The following is a 20,203-nucleotide window of genomic DNA, read 5'->3' as shown; positions in this document are numbered from 1 at the left end:
CCTTAAGTCATGTGGAATCAAATGTCGCTGCTGCAGAATCCGAAGCAGCGGAAGCTGCTCTTCAGTGCAGGTCTAAGCTGGATGTTCGACGCGATGGATGTAGGGATGATCTCGTTCGTCGTGGCTGCACTTGCCAAGGAATGGTCGCTGGGACCGGAGAAAATCGGCTATTTAACCAGCATTAACTCAGTGGGAATGGCCGTCGGTGCAGCTGCAGCCGGGATTATGGCGGACCGCTTCGGCCGCAAATCGGTGCTGCTCTGGACGCTGCTGATCTTCTCAATTGCAAGCGGACTGTCGGCCTTCGCCGCAGGCTATGCAGTACTGTGCGTACTGCGCTTCATTGCCGGCTTCGGGCTGGGCGGAGAGCTGCCGGTGGCTTCTACACTGGTATCCGAGAGCATGCCGGTCAAGGAGAGAGGCCGGGCTGTGGTGCTGCTCGAGAGCTTCTGGGCGCTCGGCTGGATTCTGTCGGCGCTGATTGCGTACTTCGTCATTCCGGATTACGGCTGGCGGGTCGCCTTCGCCATTGGGGCGGTACCGGCGCTATATGCGCTCTATCTGCGCAGGGCAATCGATGACTCACCGAAGTTCGCGGAGATCAAGAAAGCTCCTCCAGTGCCCTTGAAGAAGCGTGTAGCGGCAGTCTGGTCGGCAGAGTACCGCCGCTCGACCATCATGCTGTGGATTCTGTGGTTCACCGTGGTCTTCTCTTATTATGGAATGTTCCTGTGGCTGCCGACGGTAATGGTGCTGAAGGGCTTCAGTCTGGTCAAAAGCTTCGAGTATGTGCTGATCATGACACTCGCCCAGTTGCCGGGGTACTTCACCGCCGCCTATTTCATCGAGAAATACGGCCGCAAATTCGTACTGGTCATCTATCTCTTGCTGACAGCCGTCAGCGCGGCCTGGTTCGGGAATTCAACAACCGAGGGTATGCTGATGGCTGCCGGGATCTGTCTGTCGTTCTTCAACCTGGGAGCCTGGGGCGGGATGTACGCGTACACGCCTGAGCTGTATCCGACTAAGATCCGTTCCACTGGTGCCGGACTCGCCACCTCCTTTGGGCGGATTGGCGGCATTATTGCCCCAACGCTGGTCGGGCTGATGGTCGGCAAGACGGTCGGGATCGGCTCCATCTTCATGATCTTCTTCGTTACGATTGTAATCGGAGCCCTGGCGGTGCTGTTCCTGGGGAAGGAAACGAAGGGACTGGAGCTTGAGTAAACTGCTTACGGAACAGATTCATACTTAACAGAACTAACCAGGACTAACAGGCCAGCCGGAAGATTCCGGCTGGCTTTTGTCTTACTTATTTGATATAACCCCTTACTTTTCTGGATTTACCCTATGCAGAGCGTTCCGTATAATCATTTATGTAACCGCTTACTTCACAAATTTGAGGAGGCAACAGATGACAATCAAGGGGACTAAAGGACTTGGACTGCTTCTAAGCTCTATATTGCTGATGACTACGGCTGCATGCTCATCCGGCGGTGCGAATGCACCGGACGGAGCCAAGGCTTCATCCAAGACAGAGGGTTCGGCACCTGCAATCGAGCTGCGTATGACCTGGTGGGGCTCACAGACACGCCACGATCTGACCACCAAGATGATCAAGCGCTTCGAGGAGAAGAATCCGGGCATCACGATTAAGCCGGAATATTCCGGCTGGGACGGCTATTTCGATAAGCTGTCTACTCAGGTGGCAGGCTCGAATGCTCCGGATATCATTCAGATGGACTATGCGTTCCTGTCCGATTACGCCAAGCGCGGCACCCTGCTGGATCTGACGCCCTATACCCAGGATGGAACGCTGCGGACGGAGGGGCATGACAGCAGTATGCTCTCGGCCGGAAGCATCGATAGCAAACTCTATGCCGTTACCCTTGGAGTGAACGCTCCCGGCGTGATCTATAATGCTTCTGTGCTTCAGGAGCTGGGAATTGCGGAGCCGCAGGAGTCATGGACGTGGAAGGATTTTGCGGAGATGGCGAATGCGATTGCTAAGAAGAAGGGCGACGGCTACTATGGGACGCCGGATATTTCGGGCACCACGAACATCTTCGAGGTATTCGTCCGCCAGAACGGGAGCGGTCTGTTCGCCGGGAACAAGCTCGGGTTCTCCAAGGAGGTCATCGATGAATGGTTCAATTACTGGCAGGGGCTGCGGGACAGCGGCGGTGCTACAACGGCAGAGGTGACTGCCGCGATGACGAATGCTCTGGAGACCCGGCCGTTGTCCGTTGGCCAGTCCGCCCTTGATTTCGCCTGGTCCAACCAGCTGATTACCTATCAGAATGTGCTGAAGGATCAGAGCCAGAAGCTGAAGATGCAGGTGATTCCGCATATGGAAGGGGAGCAGAAGATCGGCGAATATCTGAAGCCCGGCCAGTTCATCTCCGGGAATGCCAAGACCAAGTATCCCAAGGAGGTAGCGAAGCTAATCGACTTCATGGTCAATGACCCGGAAGGCACTGCTATTCTGGGGGCTGAACGGGGAGTACCGGTCAATTCGGCAGTCCGGGAGCAGCTGAAGCCGTCGCTTACCGCCGAGGAGCAGTTAATCTTTGATTTTATCGATGTGGTCTCCAAGCATTCCAGTGATATTGACCCGCCTTACCCGCAGGGCTTCTCGGAGATTGATAAGAACTTCAAGAGCGCCAGCGAGCAGATCTCCTTCGGTCAGGCCGGGATTCCGCAGGTAAGCGAGCAGTTCATCTCCGGTTCTAACGCCATACTGGACAAGGCCAAATAAATACAGAGGAGTGAGAGAGCCATTGAGTGCAGATCTGATGACAGTAGATAGACCAGCAGGCATGAAGCGGCGTAAAACAAAGCTGCGCTACAACCAGAACGGGATTGCCCTCCTGTTCCTGTCGCCCTGGCTGCTGGGGCTGGTGTGCCTGACCTTGGGGCCGATGGCGGCCTCACTCTATTTTTCTTTTACAGATTACAGTATTCTGGAGAGCTCCAGATGGATCGGATTGGATAATTTCAGGACTATGCTCACCGCAGATCCGCTCTTTATCCAGTCGCTTAAGGTGACGTTTATCTTCGTATTCGTGTCGGTGCCGCTGAAGCTGATGTTCGCCCTGGCGGTCGCCCTGCTCCTTAACAAAGGAATACGGGGCCTCGGTATCTACCGGACGGTCTATTACATCCCCACACTGCTCGGAGGAAGTGTTGCCATTGCCATGCTGTGGCGCAAGATGCTGGGCGGCGGCGGGCTGCTGAATCAGCTATTGGCCATGGTGGGAATACAAGCGCCTGACTGGGTATCGAATCCCAAATACTCGCTGTATTCGCTGATCCTGCTGTCGGTATGGCAATTCGGCTCGTCGATGATCATCTTCCTGTCCGGCCTGAAGCAGGTGCCGCCGGAATATTATGACGCTTCTTCGGTGGACGGTGCAGGCAAGGTGGGGCAATTCCTGCATATTACGCTGCCGGTGCTGTCTCCGGTTATCTTTTTCAACGTCATTATGCAGACGATCACCGCCTTCCAGTCGTTCACCCAAGCCTTCATTATCAGTAACGGCAGCGGGGGACCGGTGAATTCCACCCTGATGTATTCCCTATACCTGTACAAGAAGGGCTTCTCCTTCTTCCAGATGGGCTATGCCTCGGCGATGGCCTGGGTCCTGGTGCTGCTGATCGGGATATTCACACTCCTGCTATTCGGCAGCAGCAAGCTGTGGGTGCATTATGAAGATGGGGGGAAATAAGCTATGGATACAGGCAGCGCATCGAAAAGTGCCATTTGGCTCAAGCACTTCATCATCTGTCTGATCGCCTTTGTTATGCTGTACCCGGTGCTGTGGCTGGTGGGCAGCTCATTCAAGCCGGCGAATATGATTTTCTCGGAAATCTGGTTCTGGCCCCGGCAGTGGAACTTCCATAATTATGTCAGCGGCTGGTTCGGCTTCCAGGGCAGCTCCTTCGCCAAGTTCCTGCAGAATTCGGCTCTGGTCTCTCTGGGCGCAGTGCTCGGCAATGTGATCACCTGCTCCATGGCGGCTTATGCGTTCGCGCGGCTGAATTTCCGGTTCAAGGCACTGGGCTTCGCGCTGATGCTGATGACGATTATGCTGCCGCTGCATGTGACACTTATCCCGCGTTACATCCTCTTTAACAGCCTGGGCTGGGTGAACACCTTCGCGCCGCTGGTTCTGCCCAAGTGGATGGCAACGGACGGCTTCTTCATCTTCCTGACGGTACAGTTCATCCGCGGCTTGCCGAAGGAGCTGGACGAAGCGGCAACGATTGACGGCTGCGGGCCGGTTCAAATCTTCAGCCGGATCATTATTCCGCTGGCGCTGCCTGCGCTGATCACGACGATGATTTTCACCTTTATGTGGACCTGGGATGATTTCTTCAGCCAGCTCATCTTCCTTAGCGATATCGGGAAATACACAGTGCCGCTCGGGCTGCGCCTGTTCCTGGACTCCAGCTCACAGTCAGATTGGGGCCCGATGTTCGCCATGTCGGTATTGTCGCTGGTGCCGTGCTTCATTCTCTTCATCACGCTGCAAAAGTATTTCGTGGAAGGAATTGCGACATCCGGCCTGAAAGGATAGAATCGTGGGAAAAGCATAGGGATGGGGCAGATGCAAAAAAGAATGCTCGGCACCTGGCTGCTGCGGATCAGGCGGAGCAAGCTCTCCACGCTGATGGCAGCCAGTATTATTACGTTCAATCTGATTTTTCTCGGGTTCATTGTCCTGCTGGCGTACCGGACCTTCTCGGACGTAACCTTCAGGGAGATCAGCACGACCAGGCTTGCGCTGCTGAATGAGAGCACGAAGCGCGGCTTCGACTTCATGACCAATGTGTCGGGCACCGCCTACTCCATTGCAGCGAACAAGAGCGTGATTGAGGGGCTGGAGAACACGCCTGCCTCCAAGTATCAGATGATCTCCAGAAGGCGGGAGATTACGGAGATTCTCCAGCATTCGCTGGTGCTGAACGAAGGGGTAAGCTCGATTGAGATTTACAGTGATTTGTTCAGCGGGGTGCCGCAAAGCTCGACGGATCTTGTCTTTCCGGTCTCTTCGATTAAGAACGAGAGCTGGTATCCCCAGCTGAAGCAGGCGGATTCGCTCTGGGTTCCCCTGGAGGGCAGCGGCGGCGAAGACGAGCCTTATCTGATCGGCCATATCCAGCATCTGTTCGGAAATGAAGGCAAAACGATCGGCTACCTTTATATCCGGTTGTCCGCCGACGATATCCTGAAGCAGTTCAAGGATATTCCTGCTGTACTGGACGGCCAGATCCATCTGGTGGATACGAGCGGCAATCTCCTGCTGCTGGTGAACAAGGAGAGCGGTTCTGCCGGTAAGGCTGTACTGGAGGCAGACTGGCTCTACCAGCATACGTATGAGGGCAATGAAGGCTATGAGCTGCTGAAAAAGGACGGGCAGTCCTATCTCGTCCTGTTCTCAAGGCCGAGCACGATCTCCTGGCGGCTGGTCCAGGTCATCCCGACGCGTGAGCTGCTGCAGGAGGTTCGTAAGGCGGACAGGCAGGTGATCGGGATCGGCCTGCTCTGTCTGCTCCTGTCGGCGCTGCTGGCGTATTTCTTCATCCGCAATATGATCCGTCCGGTGCGCAGGCTGATTCAGGAGATGCGGAAGCTGGAGCGCGGAGATTTCCGGGCCAGTATGAGTGAGTCGCTGACGGAGGAATATACGCAGATGTCTTACGGCTTCAACCACATGGTGAACCGGCTGCAGGAGCTGGTGCAGAGCGAGCGGGAAGCAAGCGCCGCGAAGCGGGAGGCTCAGGCCGGACTGCTGGAGGCCCAGATCAAGCCGCATTTCCTGTACAACACACTGGATATGATTCACTGGAAGGCGATGGATTACGACGCCCAGGATATCAGCTACATGATCACCCAGCTGGGCAAAATGCTGCGCATCGGCCTGAGCGGCGGCAGAATGCTCATTCGTCTGCGTGACGAGCTGGAGCATGCGCGGTGTTATGTGAGCATCCAGCAGGAACGGCTGCCGATTGCCATCGAGTATACGGAGTCGATTGCGGACCCGGCGGTCCGGAGTTATTTCATTCCGAAGGTTATTCTCCAGCCGCTGATTGAGAATTCAATTATTCATGGCAGCCGGGAGCCTGGCTCCGGCCCTTTGCAGATTCACCTGGAGGTGCGGGAGATGAAGACACCGGGAAGCCAGCCTTACTTGCAAATCATGCTGCTGGATAACGGCCGGGGCTTGGCGGAAGGCTGGTCGATGGAACAGGTGAGTGGCATCGGTACCCGCAATGTGATGAGCCGGATTCAGCTGTATTGCGGGGAACCGTACGGACTATACTTGGCCAACCGGCCGGAGAGAGGGGTTGCGGCTATGATTACGCTGCCAATCATTGAGACGGAGGAGCAGCTGGAGCGGCTGCTGCGCGATCAGCTATGAGCCGCTCTATCCTGCTGGTGGATGACGACCCGCATATTCTGAAAGCCCTTACGAGACATGTGGGCTGGGAGAAGCTCGGCCTTACCCTGGCTGGAACAGCAGTCAACGGCCATGAAGCATTGGAGCTGTTCCACAGGCTCTCCCCCGATCTGGTGATGACCGATGTCTATATGCCAGGCATGGGCGGGCTGGAGCTTACAGAGGCGCTAAGGGAGCTGGCCCCGGAGCTGCCGGTTATCATCCTTAGCGGATACGAGGAATTCGAGAATGCCCGGCAGGCGATGCGCTGGGGCGTCAGCCATTTCCTGCTGAAGCCGGCCCGGGTAGACGAGATCGAGGCTGTGCTCCGCGCTGTGCTGCTGGATCTGGATGCCGGAGAGCAGAAGAAGCGGCTGGAGGAGCGTTATCAGCAGGAAATCGGCCGCACGCTTCCTTTTCTGCGGGAACGCCTGCTTATGGAGCTGCTAACCACCCGCTACAGTGCGGAGGAATGCTCTGAGGAACGGCTCGGATATCTGCAGATTACCCGCCCGCAGCGGCTGGCGGCGGCCAGCATCCAGCTTAACCGGCCTTCGCCGCTGCATAAGCTGAAGGAACGCGAATGGCAGCTGCTGCGCTTCGGAGCAGGTAATATCTGCCGGGAGACGCTACAACACAAGCTTGCCGGTCATCCCTCTGTGCAGGGGCATGTGCTGGACTACTCTGACGATCTGCTAGTGGTACTGCTGCTGGACTGTGAGGCGGGAGAACCGATCCCCGTCCTGAAGGAAGTGGTTCAGGAGACGATGGATAAGATCCGGAATTACATTCAGCTTCAGGCCTATGCCGGCATCGGGTCGGTCAAGCCTGCTATCCATGAACTGATCGATTCGTACTTGGAGAGCCGTGAGGCGCTTGCTTCTGCGGAGTTTCAGGAGACCAGTCCCATCTATGCCTATGAGCCGTGCGGAAGCACCAACCCGTGGACGCTGGAAGACTATTCGAGGCTGCTCCAAGAGTGGAATGAGGTGCTGCTGTGCAGGGATTCCTCAAAAGTATGGGAGACCTGGGAGATCATCTTCAGCAGGCTCCGGCAGGAGGGCCAGAATAACATTCAGGATATTCAGACGGTGTGTGTCGGGCTGTTCACTACGCTGATGTATTACTGGAATGCCTGCTGCCCGGGCCGCACTCCCCCTATGAGCATGTCCGAATTCCTGCAGGCGGTGACGGGCTACTATACCTGGAGAAGCCTGACGGAGTGGATGGGCCAGATGATCCCGGCCTTCCTGACCGCAGCTTTTACCGAGATGAACGTCAAGAAGAACCGGCTGGTGGAGAGCGTCAAAAGCTATGTGGAAGCCCACTATACCCAGGAGATCAGCTTCATGGGCCTTGCGCAGGAGCTGCATGTGCATCCGAAATATCTAAGCCAGCTGTTCAAACGGGTCAGCGGTGAGAATTTCGTCAGCTACCTGAACCAGTACCGGGTGGACCGGGCCATTGAATTCCTGCAATCCGGCCAGCATATGGTGTATGAGATCAGTGAGATGGTCGGCTTCAACAACCCCGCCTATTTCAGTCAGGTGTTCAAGATGATTACCGGGCGCAGCCCTAGTGATTATTTGAAGGGGTGACTCTCCGCTATTGCAGCCCGCAGGGTGAGTATAGTATATTCTTATGGAGACACAAACGAACGTTCTCATTGCCCGGCAGGTTACATCAAGTTGCGGTGTGGTGACAGGCGCTCTCATCCAAGATCTTGAGGAGTTAGTCTCTCAAGGTCTTTTTATTGATTTATGGCGGGAAACCTGAGGGCAGGCGGATTTTTGCTGTGCAACTGTGCGACTGTGCGACTACATAGATGCGGACGGGCACTTCGGATATTTTAGCGGTGATGCGGACTGAGAAGCCGTTATTTCTTCAAAAAGCTACTTTATGAGGCCCGAGCGGACTGGGAAGCGCTTATTTGGATTATTCGGCCCTGAAATGAGACGATAATGTTTAATTAAGGGATTCTGAGTCCGCTTGACCGTCATATTTGCCTGATCTGTTCAGAATAGCGGAATCTCAGTCCGGCAGAGAAGCCGTGGAGTAATAGTAGCAGGAAGTGGTAGGGAATAACAGTAAGTAGATGTGGGTTGCTGTAAAGTAGTAGGGAGAGGCTGTAAGTAAGAGTAAGTAAGAGTAAGTAGAAGTAAGTAGAAGTAAGTAGAAGTAAGTAGAAGTGAGTAGTATCGAGAAAGAAGCAGAGTTGCAGTAAGAGTTAGCCGCATTAACCCCATCTGCACATGACTGGAACGGCTGCATCGGCTGCATAGGGTATATGATATAATGTGAGAATTACCAAGACATACGGGTGGGGCGATGAAGCATGGCTAAAGACAGGCAGGGGCTGCATTTCTCGGAGCTGGTCTGGGAGAGTACGGAGCAGAATGTGGCGATTCCGCCGCGCGGTACTGTAGATGAAGGCAGCCGGAAGCCAAAGTCAGAGCCGGTTAAGAAGAAGACGTCCGGTTCCGGTTACGATACAGTCCAGCTCCAGCTCTGGGATATGGAAGAGAGTGTGGAGCCGGTAACCACTACTGAGAGTGAGTTCGTTCAGCGTGCACGTGAGCTTGTAGAGCATAAGGAGCCTGCGGCGCTGTTCGTCCCGTTCAAAAGCTATTGGCCCACCTACGGGCATATGACCGGCGCGCAGAGCAGATGGTATTTTTTCTGGCGGGATGAAGTCCGGCAAGGGAGATACCCGAAGACCGATCTCTCTTATATCTTCCTGCATATCTATGAGCTGATTAACGGCGTGGGCTGGGATGAGCCTCAGGAAGGCTACCGTCAGCTCAATCTGCTGTGGGAGGCTTACCGCGATAGTTACAAACGTCTGGATCAGTACCTTGGCGGGTGGATTGCGGATTTCTCTTTTGTCCATAAGCTGGATATCTCACTCTCGGAGATCGTGGCCCGTTCGCGAGGGCTGGCCGGGGATCTGGCTGAGCTTGAGCTGGTCCGTTGCCTGTCTACTGCCCCGGAGCAGCTTAGCATCGAGGTACTGAGTGTGATGTCGGACTATGATATCAGCAAGTCGAAATTCTACACCGGCGAGGGTAAAATCGCTGCGGATCGTTATATTCCCCAGGTTGTAGCTCTAATTGATGCTTATGTCGCGCGGAAGCACGGCTCTAATCTGATCACGATGTTCCCGCCCGCCCCGCCTGTTGTCCGTGAACGTTATTTGTTCCGCAGTGCGGTATACGATATCTCCCTGTATGGCTATTCTGTTCTTGTGCCTGTTATACGGGTCAGCAAGTCCCCACCGCTGCGCAGCCTGATTACCCGCCTGTTCCGGCTGACCGAGAACAAGCTGCGGGCGCTGATGGGCTACCGGGGAAGACTGAAGGATGTCCGGGTCGATGCCGATATGGATGATCTCGTCACCCGGTTTCTGGAGCGTGAATTCCGCAAGGCGGAGCAGGAAGAGAAGGGGCCGGCGGTGGTCATTGACCAGCGGAAGCTGGAGCAGCTGGCAAGCGACTCCGAGGTGGTGCGTTCCTTGCTTACGGTGGAAGACACCGGGGAACCGGGTCAGGAAGATGACGCAGAATGGATAATTGAGTCTGAAGGAGCACTTGGAGGAGCCGGATTGGCTGGTATCGGAAGTGATGCGGATGTGTCTGGAAGAGCCGGATCAGCAGATGTAAAGAGTGATGCAGGTGCATATGAAAGTACCGGATCAGCAGATGTGAAAAGTGATGCAGAAGTACATGGAAGAGCTGAATCAGCAGATGTAAAGAGTAATGCGGATGCAAGAGTTGAATCAGCGGTATCAGCAAATGCGGAAAGTGTTTACGATAGCTCTGCAAAAGCTGAAGAGCCGGCGGGCCGTATGACCAGGGGTGAGCAGTTAGGAGGCACGCGGGAAGAGCTTTCGGGTGATTCCCCGTCTGCCGTACAGAAGCTAACCGCTTCCCTGCCGCCAGCCTCTGATAGCGAAGCGGACCGCTGGATATTGTTCGCTTCAGAGCTGACTCCGCTGCAACGGGAGGCCGTGCTGGCTCTGGCAGAGGAGGACGGTTCTGCGAAGGTGCAGCGGCTGGCTGCGGGAGCAGGAACGATGGCAGAGTTGCTCTACGATGAGATTAATGAGCTGGCCATGGACAGTCTGGGGGACCTCATCATTGACGGGGAAGAGCTGACCGAAGAATGTCTATCCATGCTGGACTATATAAAGAGGTGAACTTCGTAAAATGAACCCACTCAAAATACCGAAGCGGATGACCACCGCGCTCGTCAATTCGCTGACAGCGGGAGTTGTGCCGCGGATCGGGCTTGAACATATCGCTGTCGGCCGCCGTCCTGAGGTGGAGGCGATTCTCCGCGATATGGAGAACATCGCTGATGGCGGAGCCGCCTTCAAGCTGATTACAGGCAAGTTCGGCAGCGGCAAAAGCTTCCTGCTCCAGATCATCCGCAACTACGCGATGGACCGCGACTTCGTGGTTGCTGATGCTGACCTGTCACCGGAGCGGCGGCTGGTCGGCACGAAGGGCCAAGGGCTCGCCACCTACCGCGAGCTGATGAGCCATCTCTCGACCCGGACCCGCCCGGATGGAGGGGCGCTGGAGATTATGCTGCAGAAGTGGATCATGACGCTGCAGCAGGCCGTGATGCAGGAGAAGGGCTACGGCCCCGATGCGCCGGAGCTGGGCGATGAGGTTGAGCAGCGCATCTATTCGGTAGCCTCCGAGATGCGCGGGCTGGTGCATGGCTTCGACTTCGCCAAGGTACTCGCTTCCTACTGGAACGGGCACAAGCTGGCCGATGACGGGCTGAAGCAGGATTCTCTGCGCTGGCTGCGGGGAGAGTTCCCGACACGTACGGAAGCGCGGAAGGCGCTAGGCGTTGGTGTCATTATCGATGATGACAACTGGTATGACTATATGAAGCTGTGGGCGGAATTCACCGGAGCCATCGGCTATAAAGGCTTGCTGCTGTTCATCGATGAAGGGGTGAACCTCTACAAGATTACCAACAGCATCTCGCGGCAGAGCAATTACGAGAAGCTGCTGACCATGTTCAATGATACGATGCAGGGGAAGGCAGAGCGGCTTGGCATCTTCGTTGGCGGGACGCCGCAGTTCGTGGAGGACCACAGGCGTGGACTATTCAGCTATGAGGCGCTGCGTTCCCGGCTGGTAGCCGGACGGTATGCAGGCAGCGGGCTGAATAATTACACAGGACCGATTATCGCGCTGGAGATGCTCTCCCACGAAGAGATTCTGATCCTGCTCCAGAAGCTGCGGGATATCCACGCGCTGCACTACGGCTATGAAGCAAGACTAACGCAGGAGCAACTGGTGCATTTCATGGAAGAAGCAGTCAACCGGCTGGGAGCTGATGAACTGCTCACTGCACGTGAGGTGGTGCGGGACTTCATGGATCTGCTGCATACCTTACACCAGCATACCGAGCTTTCATTCGAGACGCTGGTCGGAGAGCGGACTTCGCGGCCCGCCGAGACGGAGCAGAATGAGCTGGACGGCTTCCTGGCGGAGTTCGACCTATGAGTGATAACCCGTTCTACCGGCTGGCCCCGTTCATCAAGGAATTCATTTACAAGAACCGCTGGGATACGCTGCGCGAGGCGCAGGTCGATGCCTGCCGGGTGCTGTTTGACACGCCGCATCATCTGCTGATCGCTTCAGGGACGGCCTCAGGCAAGACTGAAGCGGCCTTCTTCCCGGCGCTTACGGAGCTGTACGAGCGTCCGTCTGCATCTGTAGGCATCCTGTATATCGCGCCGCTGAAGGCGCTGATCAACGACCAGTTCACGCGGCTGAATGATCTGCTGCGTGAAGGAAATATTCCGGTCTGGCACTGGCATGGCGATGTGCCGCAGGCAGACAAGACCAAGCTGATGCAGAACCCTTCGGGGGTGCTGCAGATTACCCCTGAATCGCTGGAGGGCCTGCTGATGAACCGCCCGAATGCGATTCCGGCCCTGTTCCATGATCTGCGCTTCATCGTCATCGATGAAGTTCATGCCTTCATGGGCGCGGACCGCGGCATTCAGGTGCTGAGCCAGCTGGCGCGGATCTCCCGGATGGCGGGCTGTCATCCGCGGAGGGTCGGCCTCTCTGCGACGCTGAGCGACTACGCCTCCGTCACGGAGTGGCTGGCGGCGGGCACGCGCGAGAGCGTAGAGGTCAGCGCACCGCAGGGCGGGCGCAAGCTGCGGCTGAGCGTGGAGCATTTCTCGTTCCCGGATGCGCGGAATGAGGAGGAGGCCGAACACCTGGAGCGGGCGCGACAGGCGTATTACGGGTTCATCTACGATCACACGCATATCAAGAAAGCGTTGATCTTCACGAACAGCCGCAGCGATGCCGAAGAGGCCATCCTGGAGATGCGGCGCATTGCCGCTAAGCGCGGCGAGCGGGATGTCTTCCATGTGCATCATGGAAGCATCTCCGCTATGCTGCGCGAGGAGACCGAGGCCACGCTCCGTGACGGCGCGGGGCCGGCTGTAGCTGCAGCGACGCTGACGCTGGAGCTGGGGATTGACCTGGGCGAGCTGGAGCGGGTGCTGCAGCTTGGCGCGCCTTATAGCTGCGCGAGCTTCGTGCAGCGGCTGGGCCGCTCGGGCAGGCGCGGGGACGCCGCCTCCGAGATGATCTTCGTCACGCCCGAGGAGGAGGACGAGGAGGCGCAGCTCCCGGCGCGCATGCCGTGGACGCTGCTGCGGGCCATTGCCGTGATCGAGCTGTACGTGCGCGAGAAATGGGTGGAGCCGCTGAGCGTTCGCCAGCTGCCGGTCGGCCTCCTGTATCATCAGACGATGAGCATTCTGAAGAGCATGGGCGAAGCAGAGCCGGAGGAGCTGAAGGAGGCTGTACTGAGCCTGCCGTCCTTCCGCAGCATCGATCCCGCTGATTATGATGATTTCATGGAGTACATGCTGGGCATGGGCCATATTGAGAAGATGGATGAGGGCAGCCTGCTGATCGGGATGGCGGGCGAGAAGATCGTTAACAACTTCCGCTTCTATGCGGTATTCAAAGATGATGAAGAGCATGTTGTCTATAATGGGACAGAGGAGATCGGGTCCATTACCACCGTGCCGCCTCCGGGCTACTGCTTCACACTGGCAGGCAAGCTGTGGAAGGTCGAAGAGGTGGACAACCGCCATAAGGCTGTCTATGTCAAAGGCTCGCGAGGGAAAGTGGACACCCTATGGCTCGGCGCAGGCGGAGATGTCCATACCCGGATTATGACGAAGATCCGCGAGGTGTTGGGGTCTACCGCCTTGTACCCTTACCTTGCACCCAGCGCGGCCGCCAGACTGGAGCGTGCCCGGAGGCTTGCCAAGGAGAGCGGACTGCTGACACGTTCGGTTCTGCCAGCCGGGGGAGACTCCATGTTCATCCTTCCGTGGGCTGGCAGCCGCCAGTTCCGTACGCTGGAGCGCCTGCTCAAGAACAATCTGAAGGAGCCGCTTGGCTTGCGTTCAGTCGTGCCGATGGAACCGTATTATATGGTAGTCGCCGGTAAAGTGGATGCAGAGAAGCTGGAGGATGAGATCATCGCCGAGACCGCTGCGGCTACGGATGCACTTACGCTCCTGAAGCCGGATGAGGCCCCTTATCTCGGCAAATATGATGAGTTCATCCCGCATGACCTGCTGCGCAAAGCCTTTTCGCTCGATGGCCTTGATGTCCCTGGACTGATCAGTGTGATCAAACAGTGGAAGCAGCCACTGGCATAATTGATATAGCGATAGCCAATATGCGGAGATGTATCTCGCTTATACAACAAGAAGCAGTCGATCCTATCGTGATCAGCTGCTTTTTGTTCACCCACGGAAATTATACAAATCAATACGGTAAAATTAGAAAAATATTATAGGGTGGGTGAGGATTCTATGGAAGCAAAAGCGTTAGAGCGTTTACCGGAACCAAGAATGTTACAAAAGCTAATGAAAATCCAAGCTTCACTAAATATTATTCTTTGTCAGGAGGAATGGCTTCGTTACCATAGCTTTGTACAAGATTGGAATGAGGGTGTGACTATGGCGAAAATAGATAATGGAGCAGGGGATCATTTATTTATTTTGTTTTCCAATGAAGGCTCCATAATAAAAGGCTTCGATCACGAATCTGAATTAAGCCCATATGCACAAGATGAACATAAAGTATGGCAAGGGATTTATGATGACGTCCCAAAGGAATTATTATCGTTACTTGAAGATGATGCAATTGAAAAAGAAGATGTGACTTTTTGTATTTGGCGTAAAAACAGTGACACCAGCTGGCACAAAGGAAACATTGAGATTCCAGAAGGTACAAGCGATGGTTCTGATTTTTTATTGGGCTGTATATTCCATACACCAGAGGATTTTGTGGAATTTGCAACAGATTATTTTGAATTATCCCTATCCTTAGAGGTTGTTGCAAAAATCTACGAGGATCTCCCCATTACGGAAGAGATGATCCATATCTTGAATTCCAGCTGTGACGTAAAGGAAGTTCTTCAAGAATTAGAGATATTACGCTGAATCGTGGAACCACACCGTTACACTGACGTATAGACGATTAACCATTTTTCATATTATTCCATTATGACGCATACAGGCGGAGGTGAACCGGACTGGAGCATTTCTATGACTTGATTCAATTGGCATTCTCCATCGCGCTTATCTATTCGGTAGTGTCGATTCCCTTTACCTACTTTTCCATGCAGGAGATCCACTGGGGGTATGAACTGGCTGCACCCGGTTTAACTTGGTCTGTAGCGGTCAGACTTACGCAGCCGAGCAGTATTCAGCGCTGGATCGCACGAACCGCCAGGCGAAGAGAAGCTCCTGATGACGAAGACGATCGTCCTTTCCCACATTGAGATCCATACATTCAATTAGGGAGGACAACAATGAACAAGATGAAGCTGTATCCAAAATGGGCCAAGCCCATTCTCGTCCTAGCAATAGGACTTATTCCGGCCATAGTGCTTAGCGGCTGCTCAGCAGCCTCCCAGGCCAGCCCCATTCTGGCGGATTCACCGGGGATGCATTCCAAGGGAACTACGGCTTATCGATTGTGCTCATGACGCTCATCATCAGGCTTGCGATCCTGCCGCTAATGATGAATCAGACGAAGAAGCAAATGGCCATGAAAGCCAAGATGGCCATCCTCCAGCCGGAGTTAACGGAGCTGAAGGAGAGGTACAAGAACGATGTCAGTGCGGATGCCGCTAAGCAGCAGCAGGCCGAAATGATGCAGCTCTACCAGAAGCATCAGTTCAATCCGTTCAGTATGGGGTGCTTGCCGATGCTGCTCCAGTGGCCGATTACCCTGGCATTTTATTACGCCATCCGACGTACCCCTGAGATTGCCGCACACGACTTCCTGTGGTTCAACCTGGGGACGGCAGATATGATTCTGCCGTTTATTGCCGCAGCGGTCTATTACGTGCAGTTCCGCGTATCGCAATCCGCAGCTGTACAGAATCAGCAAAGCCCAGGTAATCAAATGGCTTGGATGGGATGGTTGTCGCCGGTCATGATGGGCCTGTTCTCGTTTCAGGTGCCCGCAGCCTTGCCGCTTTATTGGGTGGTTGGCGGGATATTCATTATCGTGCAGACGGTCATTCTGAATAAAAGGTACGCGAAGCCGGACTTCGCAGGGAATAATCTTTCTGCCGGTGTAGAAGATTGATCTTGGATTCCGCTTAAACAACGTTTCGTTTGCGGAGCGTCCACCCAAGTGCTTACGTAAATCTTACTTCTATTTAAGAGCTGTCCCAAGCAGTCAATTCATGGCTTCTGGGACAGCTTCTTGTCGAGCAAACATAAATGACTATATATAAATAAACGAGGTGACTCCAAATGAATTCACTTATAAGGGTAAGGCTGGCGTCCATAGCAGATGCTGAGGCACTGTCGGGACTCAACCAAGAGTTCAACGGCGGCGTCCGCAGACCCCCGGCCCAAATTATTGAATATCTACATACTAACTGTAACGAATGTATTGCCGTAGCTGAATTGAACGGTACCATCGTGGGTTTTGGCTGCGCCCAAAGCCTGTATTCCTTTTGCTATGAGGAGCCCTATGGAGAAATTACAGAACTCTATGTGCAAGATACCGCCAGGAGAAAGGGAGTCGCTAGGGGCATCATCACTTGTCTGGAAGACGAGCTTAGAATGCGCGGAGTGAAACGGGTCAAGGTATTGACGGGCAGAAGGAACGCTGCGGCTATTCGGACCTACGAAGATTGCGGCTATGTGAAAGACGATGGGCAGATGTTAGAGAAACCGCTTACCTAGAAAAAACAAACCTCATTTCTGCAGTTCCCACCTTGCCCGAAACGCTCCCCCTGATGATAATTAGCTTATCACGACAGAGGGGGCTTTAATGAATGGTCAACAGAAAAATGAAGCAAACCGCCACCGTCGCGTTCGCCGCGCTAATGGCAGTAAGCCTGGCCGCATGCGGGAACTCGGACAACAACGCCAATTCCAAGGCTAAGGACACCGCCGCACCGAACGCCGCCACAGGCAGCGGCAATGCCGCAGCTACAGATGCACCAAGCGATAAAAAGGTAACGCTTACCTTCCAGAACATCTACCCCGATCCCGCAACGCCCAATTACAAAATGATCCGTGAGCTGACCGACGCGTACATGAAAGAGCATCCCAATGTGAAAATTGAACTGGACACGCTGAACACGGACCAGCAGAAGGTCAAGCTGAAGACACAGGCTGCCTCCAAAGAAGTGCCGGACATCACCATCGTGAACCCGGCGGCCCAAATGAAACCGTTCGTCGATGCAGGCTTGTTCGCTCCGCTGAATGACATGCTCGATCAGAATGGCCTGAAGGACACGTACCAGAAGGGCCTCCTCGACTATTACAGCTTCGACAATAATGTGTATGCCATCCCTGACGGTAACAACATTGAAGTCGTCTATTACAATAAAGACCTGTTCGCCCAGGCCGGCATCGCTGCCCCTCCGACTACCTTCGAGGAGATGCTGAAGGATGTGAAGATCCTGAAGGATAAGGGGATCACACCACTGGCCATCGGCGAAAAGGATTCCTGGACCGGCTCGTTCCTGTTCATGAACATTCTGCTGCGCACTAACGGCGGCCCCGGCTTCCTGCAAGATGTGCTGGACGGCAAAAAGACCTTTGAAGATCCTGCGTTCATCGAAGCAGTTGACGCCTTCCAGGCTCTGGTTCAAGCGGGCGCTTTCCCTGACGGTGCCACCTCTATTGATGCAAATGCGGGCGGGAATATTTTCAAAACAGGCAAAGCCGCTATGTGGTCCATCGGTTCTTGGGAGACTGGCGCGATTGATGCTTCCCCGGTTGCCGGTAAAGTAGGGGCCTTCCAGTTCCCGACTGTGAACGGCAAAGGCGATCCCAACGAATTCATGCTCGCCCCCGGCAGCGCCTTCGCCATATCCGCGAACAGTGAGCATCTGCAGGAAACCAAGGACTTCCTCAACTTCTTCGGCACCCAATATCCTAAGAAGCAATTTGAGCTGAAGAACGCTGTAGGGATCGGCCAAAAGGTAGACGGCGACCTCAAGGCTGCAGGGTATTCTGATCTGGCGGTGAATATTGCCGGACTGTTCAACCAAGTGAAGGGCGGCGACCTGGCGTTCGATAACACCATGAACCCTGCAACCGCACAGGTCCACCTCAGCAGTATCCAGAACCTGTTCGTCCAGAAGATGGATTCCAAGGCGGTAGCCAAAGAACATCAGGCTGCGTTCGAAGCCAACAAATAAGCCGCTTAGTTTTAAATGTTCGCGTAACTTAAGCCATATCGACACTGCAAATGGAAAGCTGTTCTACTCGATGCGAAGCAAGCCAATCAGGCTACTTCGCATCGGGTTTATCATGCACTTTAATAAGTTAATGACATTAATCATTAACACTATAAATTAATAGATAAAGAAGAATCTGCTTGATTAGGAGGCGGGAAAGATGAAAGTCCTTAAGGTGCCGGCACGCACAATCGCCGTCTTCATACTGCCATGTCTGCTGCTCTATGTGTGCCTGGTATTCGTACCCATACTGGTCTCATTATACACGGGCTTATTGAAGTGGGACGGTCTGACGACCTCTCAGTTCGTCGGCTTCGGCAACTTCAAGAATATGTTCTGGCATGACCCGGTGTTCTGGCCCTCTGTGCGGAGAACGCTGCTGTATGCTGTGGCTTCCATGCTGGAAATCCCGCTCTGTCTGGGGATGGCGATCCTGCTGAACCGCTATCTGCGCAGAGCCAACACGCTGGTGTCGATCTACTTCACGCCGGTCATCTTATCCGTCGTTATTATTGGACAACTCTGGAAGACCATCTATAACCCGACCTCCATGGGGGGCATGCTGAACGGTGTGCTGGTGTCCCTGGGGCTGGAGAGCTGGACGCATAACTGGCTGACCGAGCCTAATATCGCCATGTATTCTCTGTATCTGGTATCCCTGTGGCAGTATTTCGGTTACCATCTGCTGATCCAGTATACCGGGGTGCAGAACATTCCTGACGAGCTGTACGAAGCGGCCCGGATTGACGGAGCAGACGGCTTCAAGGCGGATCGTTATATTACGCTTCCGCTGATTATCCCGATTTTCAAAATCTCGATTATCCTGGCGTTTATCGGGTCCCTGCAAGCCTTCGATCTGGTCATGGTCATGACTGGCGGCGGTCCGGCGCATGCAACGGATGTCATCTCCACCCATATGTATAACAGCTCCTTTTTGTCCTTCAAGTATGGCTATGGCAGCGCGATTGCGACGTTCCTCGTGGTGGTCTGTCTGATTTTTACCGGCATCATTAATATGATCTTCAACCGGCTTGAGCGAAAATTCGAATAGGAAAGGAGTGCGCGGACCATGCGTAAGCTTAAAAAAGGAATCGTGTATCTTCTTTTTGCCATTCCTGTCATTACCCAGCTCTACCCGCTGCTGTGGCTGCTGCTGTACTCTCTGAAGACGAACGAGGAGATTCTGGACGGGAGCTTCTTTTCTTTGCCCCATAAATTCCAGTGGCATAACTACTACGAGGCTTACACCTCGGGCAGCTATCTGAAGTACCTGTCGAACAGCGTGTTCGTTACTGGCCTTACGATGATTTGTGTCATTCTGCTGGCTTCGATGGCAGCCTATGCAATCTCCCGGTTCCGGTGGAAGTACGGCAATGTCGTGATGACCATTTTCCTGATGGGGATGATGATTCCGATGCAGGCCACGCTGCTGCCGCTGATGATTATGTTCAAAAATATGCATATCCTCAATACCCACTGGTCGCTGATTCTGCCGTATATCGCGTTCTCAACTCCTATCGCCGTGTTCATATTGAGCGGCTTCATGAGAGCTATTCCACATGAGATCGAAGAATCGGCGTTCATCGACGGGGCGAGTGTGTACCGGATCTTCCGCAGCATCATCCTGCCGGTGTCCATTCCGCCTGTCATGACCGTATGTATCCTAACCTTCATCAACATCTGGAACGAATACATCCTGGCCGCCACGTTCATCTCGTCAGAGAAGCTCAAAACCCTTCCATTCGGGGTCTACACCTTCGTGAGCCAGTATTCGGTCAACTACGGCAATATCGGGGCCTTCCTGGTGATGGGCGCGCTGCCGGTGATTCTGATCTACTTCTTCCTGTCGAATCAGATTACTAAAGGGATGGTGGCAGGAGCGGTTAAGGGATAAGGCATGGCATACCGAATTACCCCATTGCATAAAAATGGTAAAGTTTTATAATAAGAAACGGCAGAACCGGGTGCGTAAAGGG

At 54.4% G+C, this 20,203-nt stretch carries 16 protein-coding genes; all 16 read left to right on the top strand.

Annotated features, from left to right (window positions below):
- Positions 1 to 9: 9 nt before the first annotated feature.
- The 16 genes from NSS83_RS04065 to NSS83_RS03990 all read left to right on the top strand — a co-directional run bounded on the left by NSS83_RS04065 (position 10) and on the right by NSS83_RS03990 (position 20,121).
- The gene (locus NSS83_RS04065) at positions 10 to 1,227 is read left to right on the top strand and encodes an MFS transporter (protein ID WP_341185618.1); all 1,218 of its coding nucleotides are present in this window, start codon (positions 10 to 12) and stop codon (positions 1,225 to 1,227) included.
- Positions 1,228 to 1,414: 187 nt separating this feature from the next.
- Positions 1,415 to 2,758, top strand: a complete 1,344-nt coding sequence (locus NSS83_RS04060; RefSeq protein WP_341185619.1) for a sugar ABC transporter substrate-binding protein — start codon at positions 1,415 to 1,417, stop codon at positions 2,756 to 2,758.
- 61 nt (positions 2,759 to 2,819) lie between these two features.
- Positions 2,820 to 3,728, top strand: coding sequence for a sugar ABC transporter permease (locus NSS83_RS04055; protein ID WP_341348709.1), 909 nt, complete (start codon positions 2,820 to 2,822; stop codon positions 3,726 to 3,728).
- A 3-nt stretch (positions 3,729 to 3,731) separates the two neighbouring features.
- Complete coding sequence (locus NSS83_RS04050; protein WP_341347738.1) at positions 3,732 to 4,580, top strand: carbohydrate ABC transporter permease; 849 nt, start codon at positions 3,732 to 3,734, stop codon at positions 4,578 to 4,580.
- A 30-nt stretch (positions 4,581 to 4,610) separates the two neighbouring features.
- Entirely contained in the window at positions 4,611 to 6,425 is a 1,815-nt protein-coding gene (locus NSS83_RS04045; protein ID WP_341347737.1) for a histidine kinase, read from the top strand.
- On the top strand, positions 6,422 to 8,041 hold the full coding sequence (locus tag NSS83_RS04040; RefSeq protein WP_341347736.1) for a response regulator: 1,620 nt from the start codon (positions 6,422 to 6,424) through the stop codon (positions 8,039 to 8,041). Before NSS83_RS04045 ends, NSS83_RS04040 begins: the two co-directional genes overlap by 4 nt.
- A 737-nt stretch (positions 8,042 to 8,778) precedes the next feature.
- On the top strand, positions 8,779 to 10,638 hold the full coding sequence (locus NSS83_RS04035; RefSeq protein WP_341347735.1) for a TerB N-terminal domain-containing protein: 1,860 nt from the start codon (positions 8,779 to 8,781) through the stop codon (positions 10,636 to 10,638).
- 10 nt (positions 10,639 to 10,648) lie between these two features.
- Positions 10,649 to 11,968 (top strand): ATP-binding protein, encoded by a 1,320-nt coding sequence (locus NSS83_RS04030; RefSeq protein ID WP_341185624.1) that lies wholly within the window; start codon positions 10,649 to 10,651, stop codon positions 11,966 to 11,968.
- Positions 11,965 to 14,166, top strand: coding sequence for a DEAD/DEAH box helicase (locus tag NSS83_RS04025; protein ID WP_341347734.1), 2,202 nt, complete (start codon positions 11,965 to 11,967; stop codon positions 14,164 to 14,166). Before NSS83_RS04030 ends, NSS83_RS04025 begins: the two co-directional genes overlap by 4 nt.
- A gap of 156 nt (positions 14,167 to 14,322) precedes the next feature.
- Complete coding sequence (locus tag NSS83_RS04020; RefSeq protein ID WP_341347733.1) at positions 14,323 to 14,955, top strand: hypothetical protein; 633 nt, start codon at positions 14,323 to 14,325, stop codon at positions 14,953 to 14,955.
- A gap of 371 nt (positions 14,956 to 15,326) precedes the next feature.
- Positions 15,327 to 15,503 (top strand): hypothetical protein, encoded by a 177-nt coding sequence (locus NSS83_RS04015; RefSeq protein ID WP_341347732.1) that lies wholly within the window; start codon positions 15,327 to 15,329, stop codon positions 15,501 to 15,503.
- On the top strand, positions 15,500 to 16,111 hold the full coding sequence (gene yidC / locus NSS83_RS04010) for a membrane protein insertase YidC (protein ID WP_341347731.1): 612 nt from the start codon (positions 15,500 to 15,502) through the stop codon (positions 16,109 to 16,111). Before NSS83_RS04015 ends, yidC begins: the two co-directional genes overlap by 4 nt.
- Positions 16,112 to 16,281: 170 nt before the next feature.
- Positions 16,282 to 16,719: a GNAT family N-acetyltransferase gene (locus tag NSS83_RS04005; RefSeq protein WP_341347730.1), complete on the top strand. Its 438-nt coding sequence runs from the start codon at positions 16,282 to 16,284 to the stop codon at positions 16,717 to 16,719.
- 92 nt (positions 16,720 to 16,811) lie between these two features.
- Complete coding sequence (locus NSS83_RS04000) at positions 16,812 to 18,188, top strand: extracellular solute-binding protein (RefSeq protein WP_341185630.1); 1,377 nt, start codon at positions 16,812 to 16,814, stop codon at positions 18,186 to 18,188.
- A gap of 199 nt (positions 18,189 to 18,387) precedes the next feature.
- Positions 18,388 to 19,278: a sugar ABC transporter permease gene (locus NSS83_RS03995; protein WP_209990069.1), complete on the top strand. Its 891-nt coding sequence runs from the start codon at positions 18,388 to 18,390 to the stop codon at positions 19,276 to 19,278.
- A gap of 18 nt (positions 19,279 to 19,296) precedes the next feature.
- Positions 19,297 to 20,121, top strand: a complete 825-nt coding sequence (locus NSS83_RS03990; protein WP_341185631.1) for a carbohydrate ABC transporter permease — start codon at positions 19,297 to 19,299, stop codon at positions 20,119 to 20,121.
- Positions 20,122 to 20,203 lie beyond the last annotated feature (82 nt).

Origin of the sequence: Paenibacillus sp. FSL H3-0469 (assembly GCF_038051945.1) — a bacterium.
Taxonomy (GTDB): Bacteria; Bacillota; Bacilli; order Paenibacillales; family Paenibacillaceae; genus Paenibacillus_AQ.
This window is presented reverse-complemented; position numbering and strand designations above follow the sequence as displayed.

Excerpts from the sequence above, each read along its gene's own strand:
- NSS83_RS04065 (WP_341185618.1), top strand. The coding sequence starts at position 10 with ATGTGGAATCAAATGTCGCTGCTGCAGAATCCGAAGCAGCGGAAGCTG.
- NSS83_RS04060 (WP_341185619.1), top strand. The coding sequence starts at position 1,415 with ATGACAATCAAGGGGACTAAAGGACTTGGACTGCTTCTAAGCTCTATA.
- NSS83_RS04055 (WP_341348709.1), top strand. The coding sequence starts at position 2,820 with ATGAAGCGGCGTAAAACAAAGCTGCGCTACAACCAGAACGGGATTGCC.
- NSS83_RS04050 (WP_341347738.1), top strand. The coding sequence starts at position 3,732 with ATGGATACAGGCAGCGCATCGAAAAGTGCCATTTGGCTCAAGCACTTC.
- NSS83_RS04045 (WP_341347737.1), top strand. The coding sequence starts at position 4,611 with ATGCAAAAAAGAATGCTCGGCACCTGGCTGCTGCGGATCAGGCGGAGC.
- NSS83_RS04040 (WP_341347736.1), top strand. The coding sequence starts at position 6,422 with ATGAGCCGCTCTATCCTGCTGGTGGATGACGACCCGCATATTCTGAAA.
- NSS83_RS04035 (WP_341347735.1), top strand. The coding sequence starts at position 8,779 with ATGGCTAAAGACAGGCAGGGGCTGCATTTCTCGGAGCTGGTCTGGGAG.
- NSS83_RS04030 (WP_341185624.1), top strand. The coding sequence starts at position 10,649 with ATGAACCCACTCAAAATACCGAAGCGGATGACCACCGCGCTCGTCAAT.
- NSS83_RS04025 (WP_341347734.1), top strand. The coding sequence starts at position 11,965 with ATGAGTGATAACCCGTTCTACCGGCTGGCCCCGTTCATCAAGGAATTC.
- NSS83_RS04020 (WP_341347733.1), top strand. The coding sequence starts at position 14,323 with ATGGAAGCAAAAGCGTTAGAGCGTTTACCGGAACCAAGAATGTTACAA.
- NSS83_RS04015 (WP_341347732.1), top strand. The coding sequence starts at position 15,327 with ATGAACAAGATGAAGCTGTATCCAAAATGGGCCAAGCCCATTCTCGTC.
- yidC (WP_341347731.1), top strand. The coding sequence starts at position 15,500 with ATGACGCTCATCATCAGGCTTGCGATCCTGCCGCTAATGATGAATCAG.
- NSS83_RS04005 (WP_341347730.1), top strand. The coding sequence starts at position 16,282 with ATGAATTCACTTATAAGGGTAAGGCTGGCGTCCATAGCAGATGCTGAG.
- NSS83_RS04000 (WP_341185630.1), top strand. The coding sequence starts at position 16,812 with ATGGTCAACAGAAAAATGAAGCAAACCGCCACCGTCGCGTTCGCCGCG.
- NSS83_RS03995 (WP_209990069.1), top strand. The coding sequence starts at position 18,388 with ATGAAAGTCCTTAAGGTGCCGGCACGCACAATCGCCGTCTTCATACTG.
- NSS83_RS03990 (WP_341185631.1), top strand. The coding sequence starts at position 19,297 with ATGCGTAAGCTTAAAAAAGGAATCGTGTATCTTCTTTTTGCCATTCCT.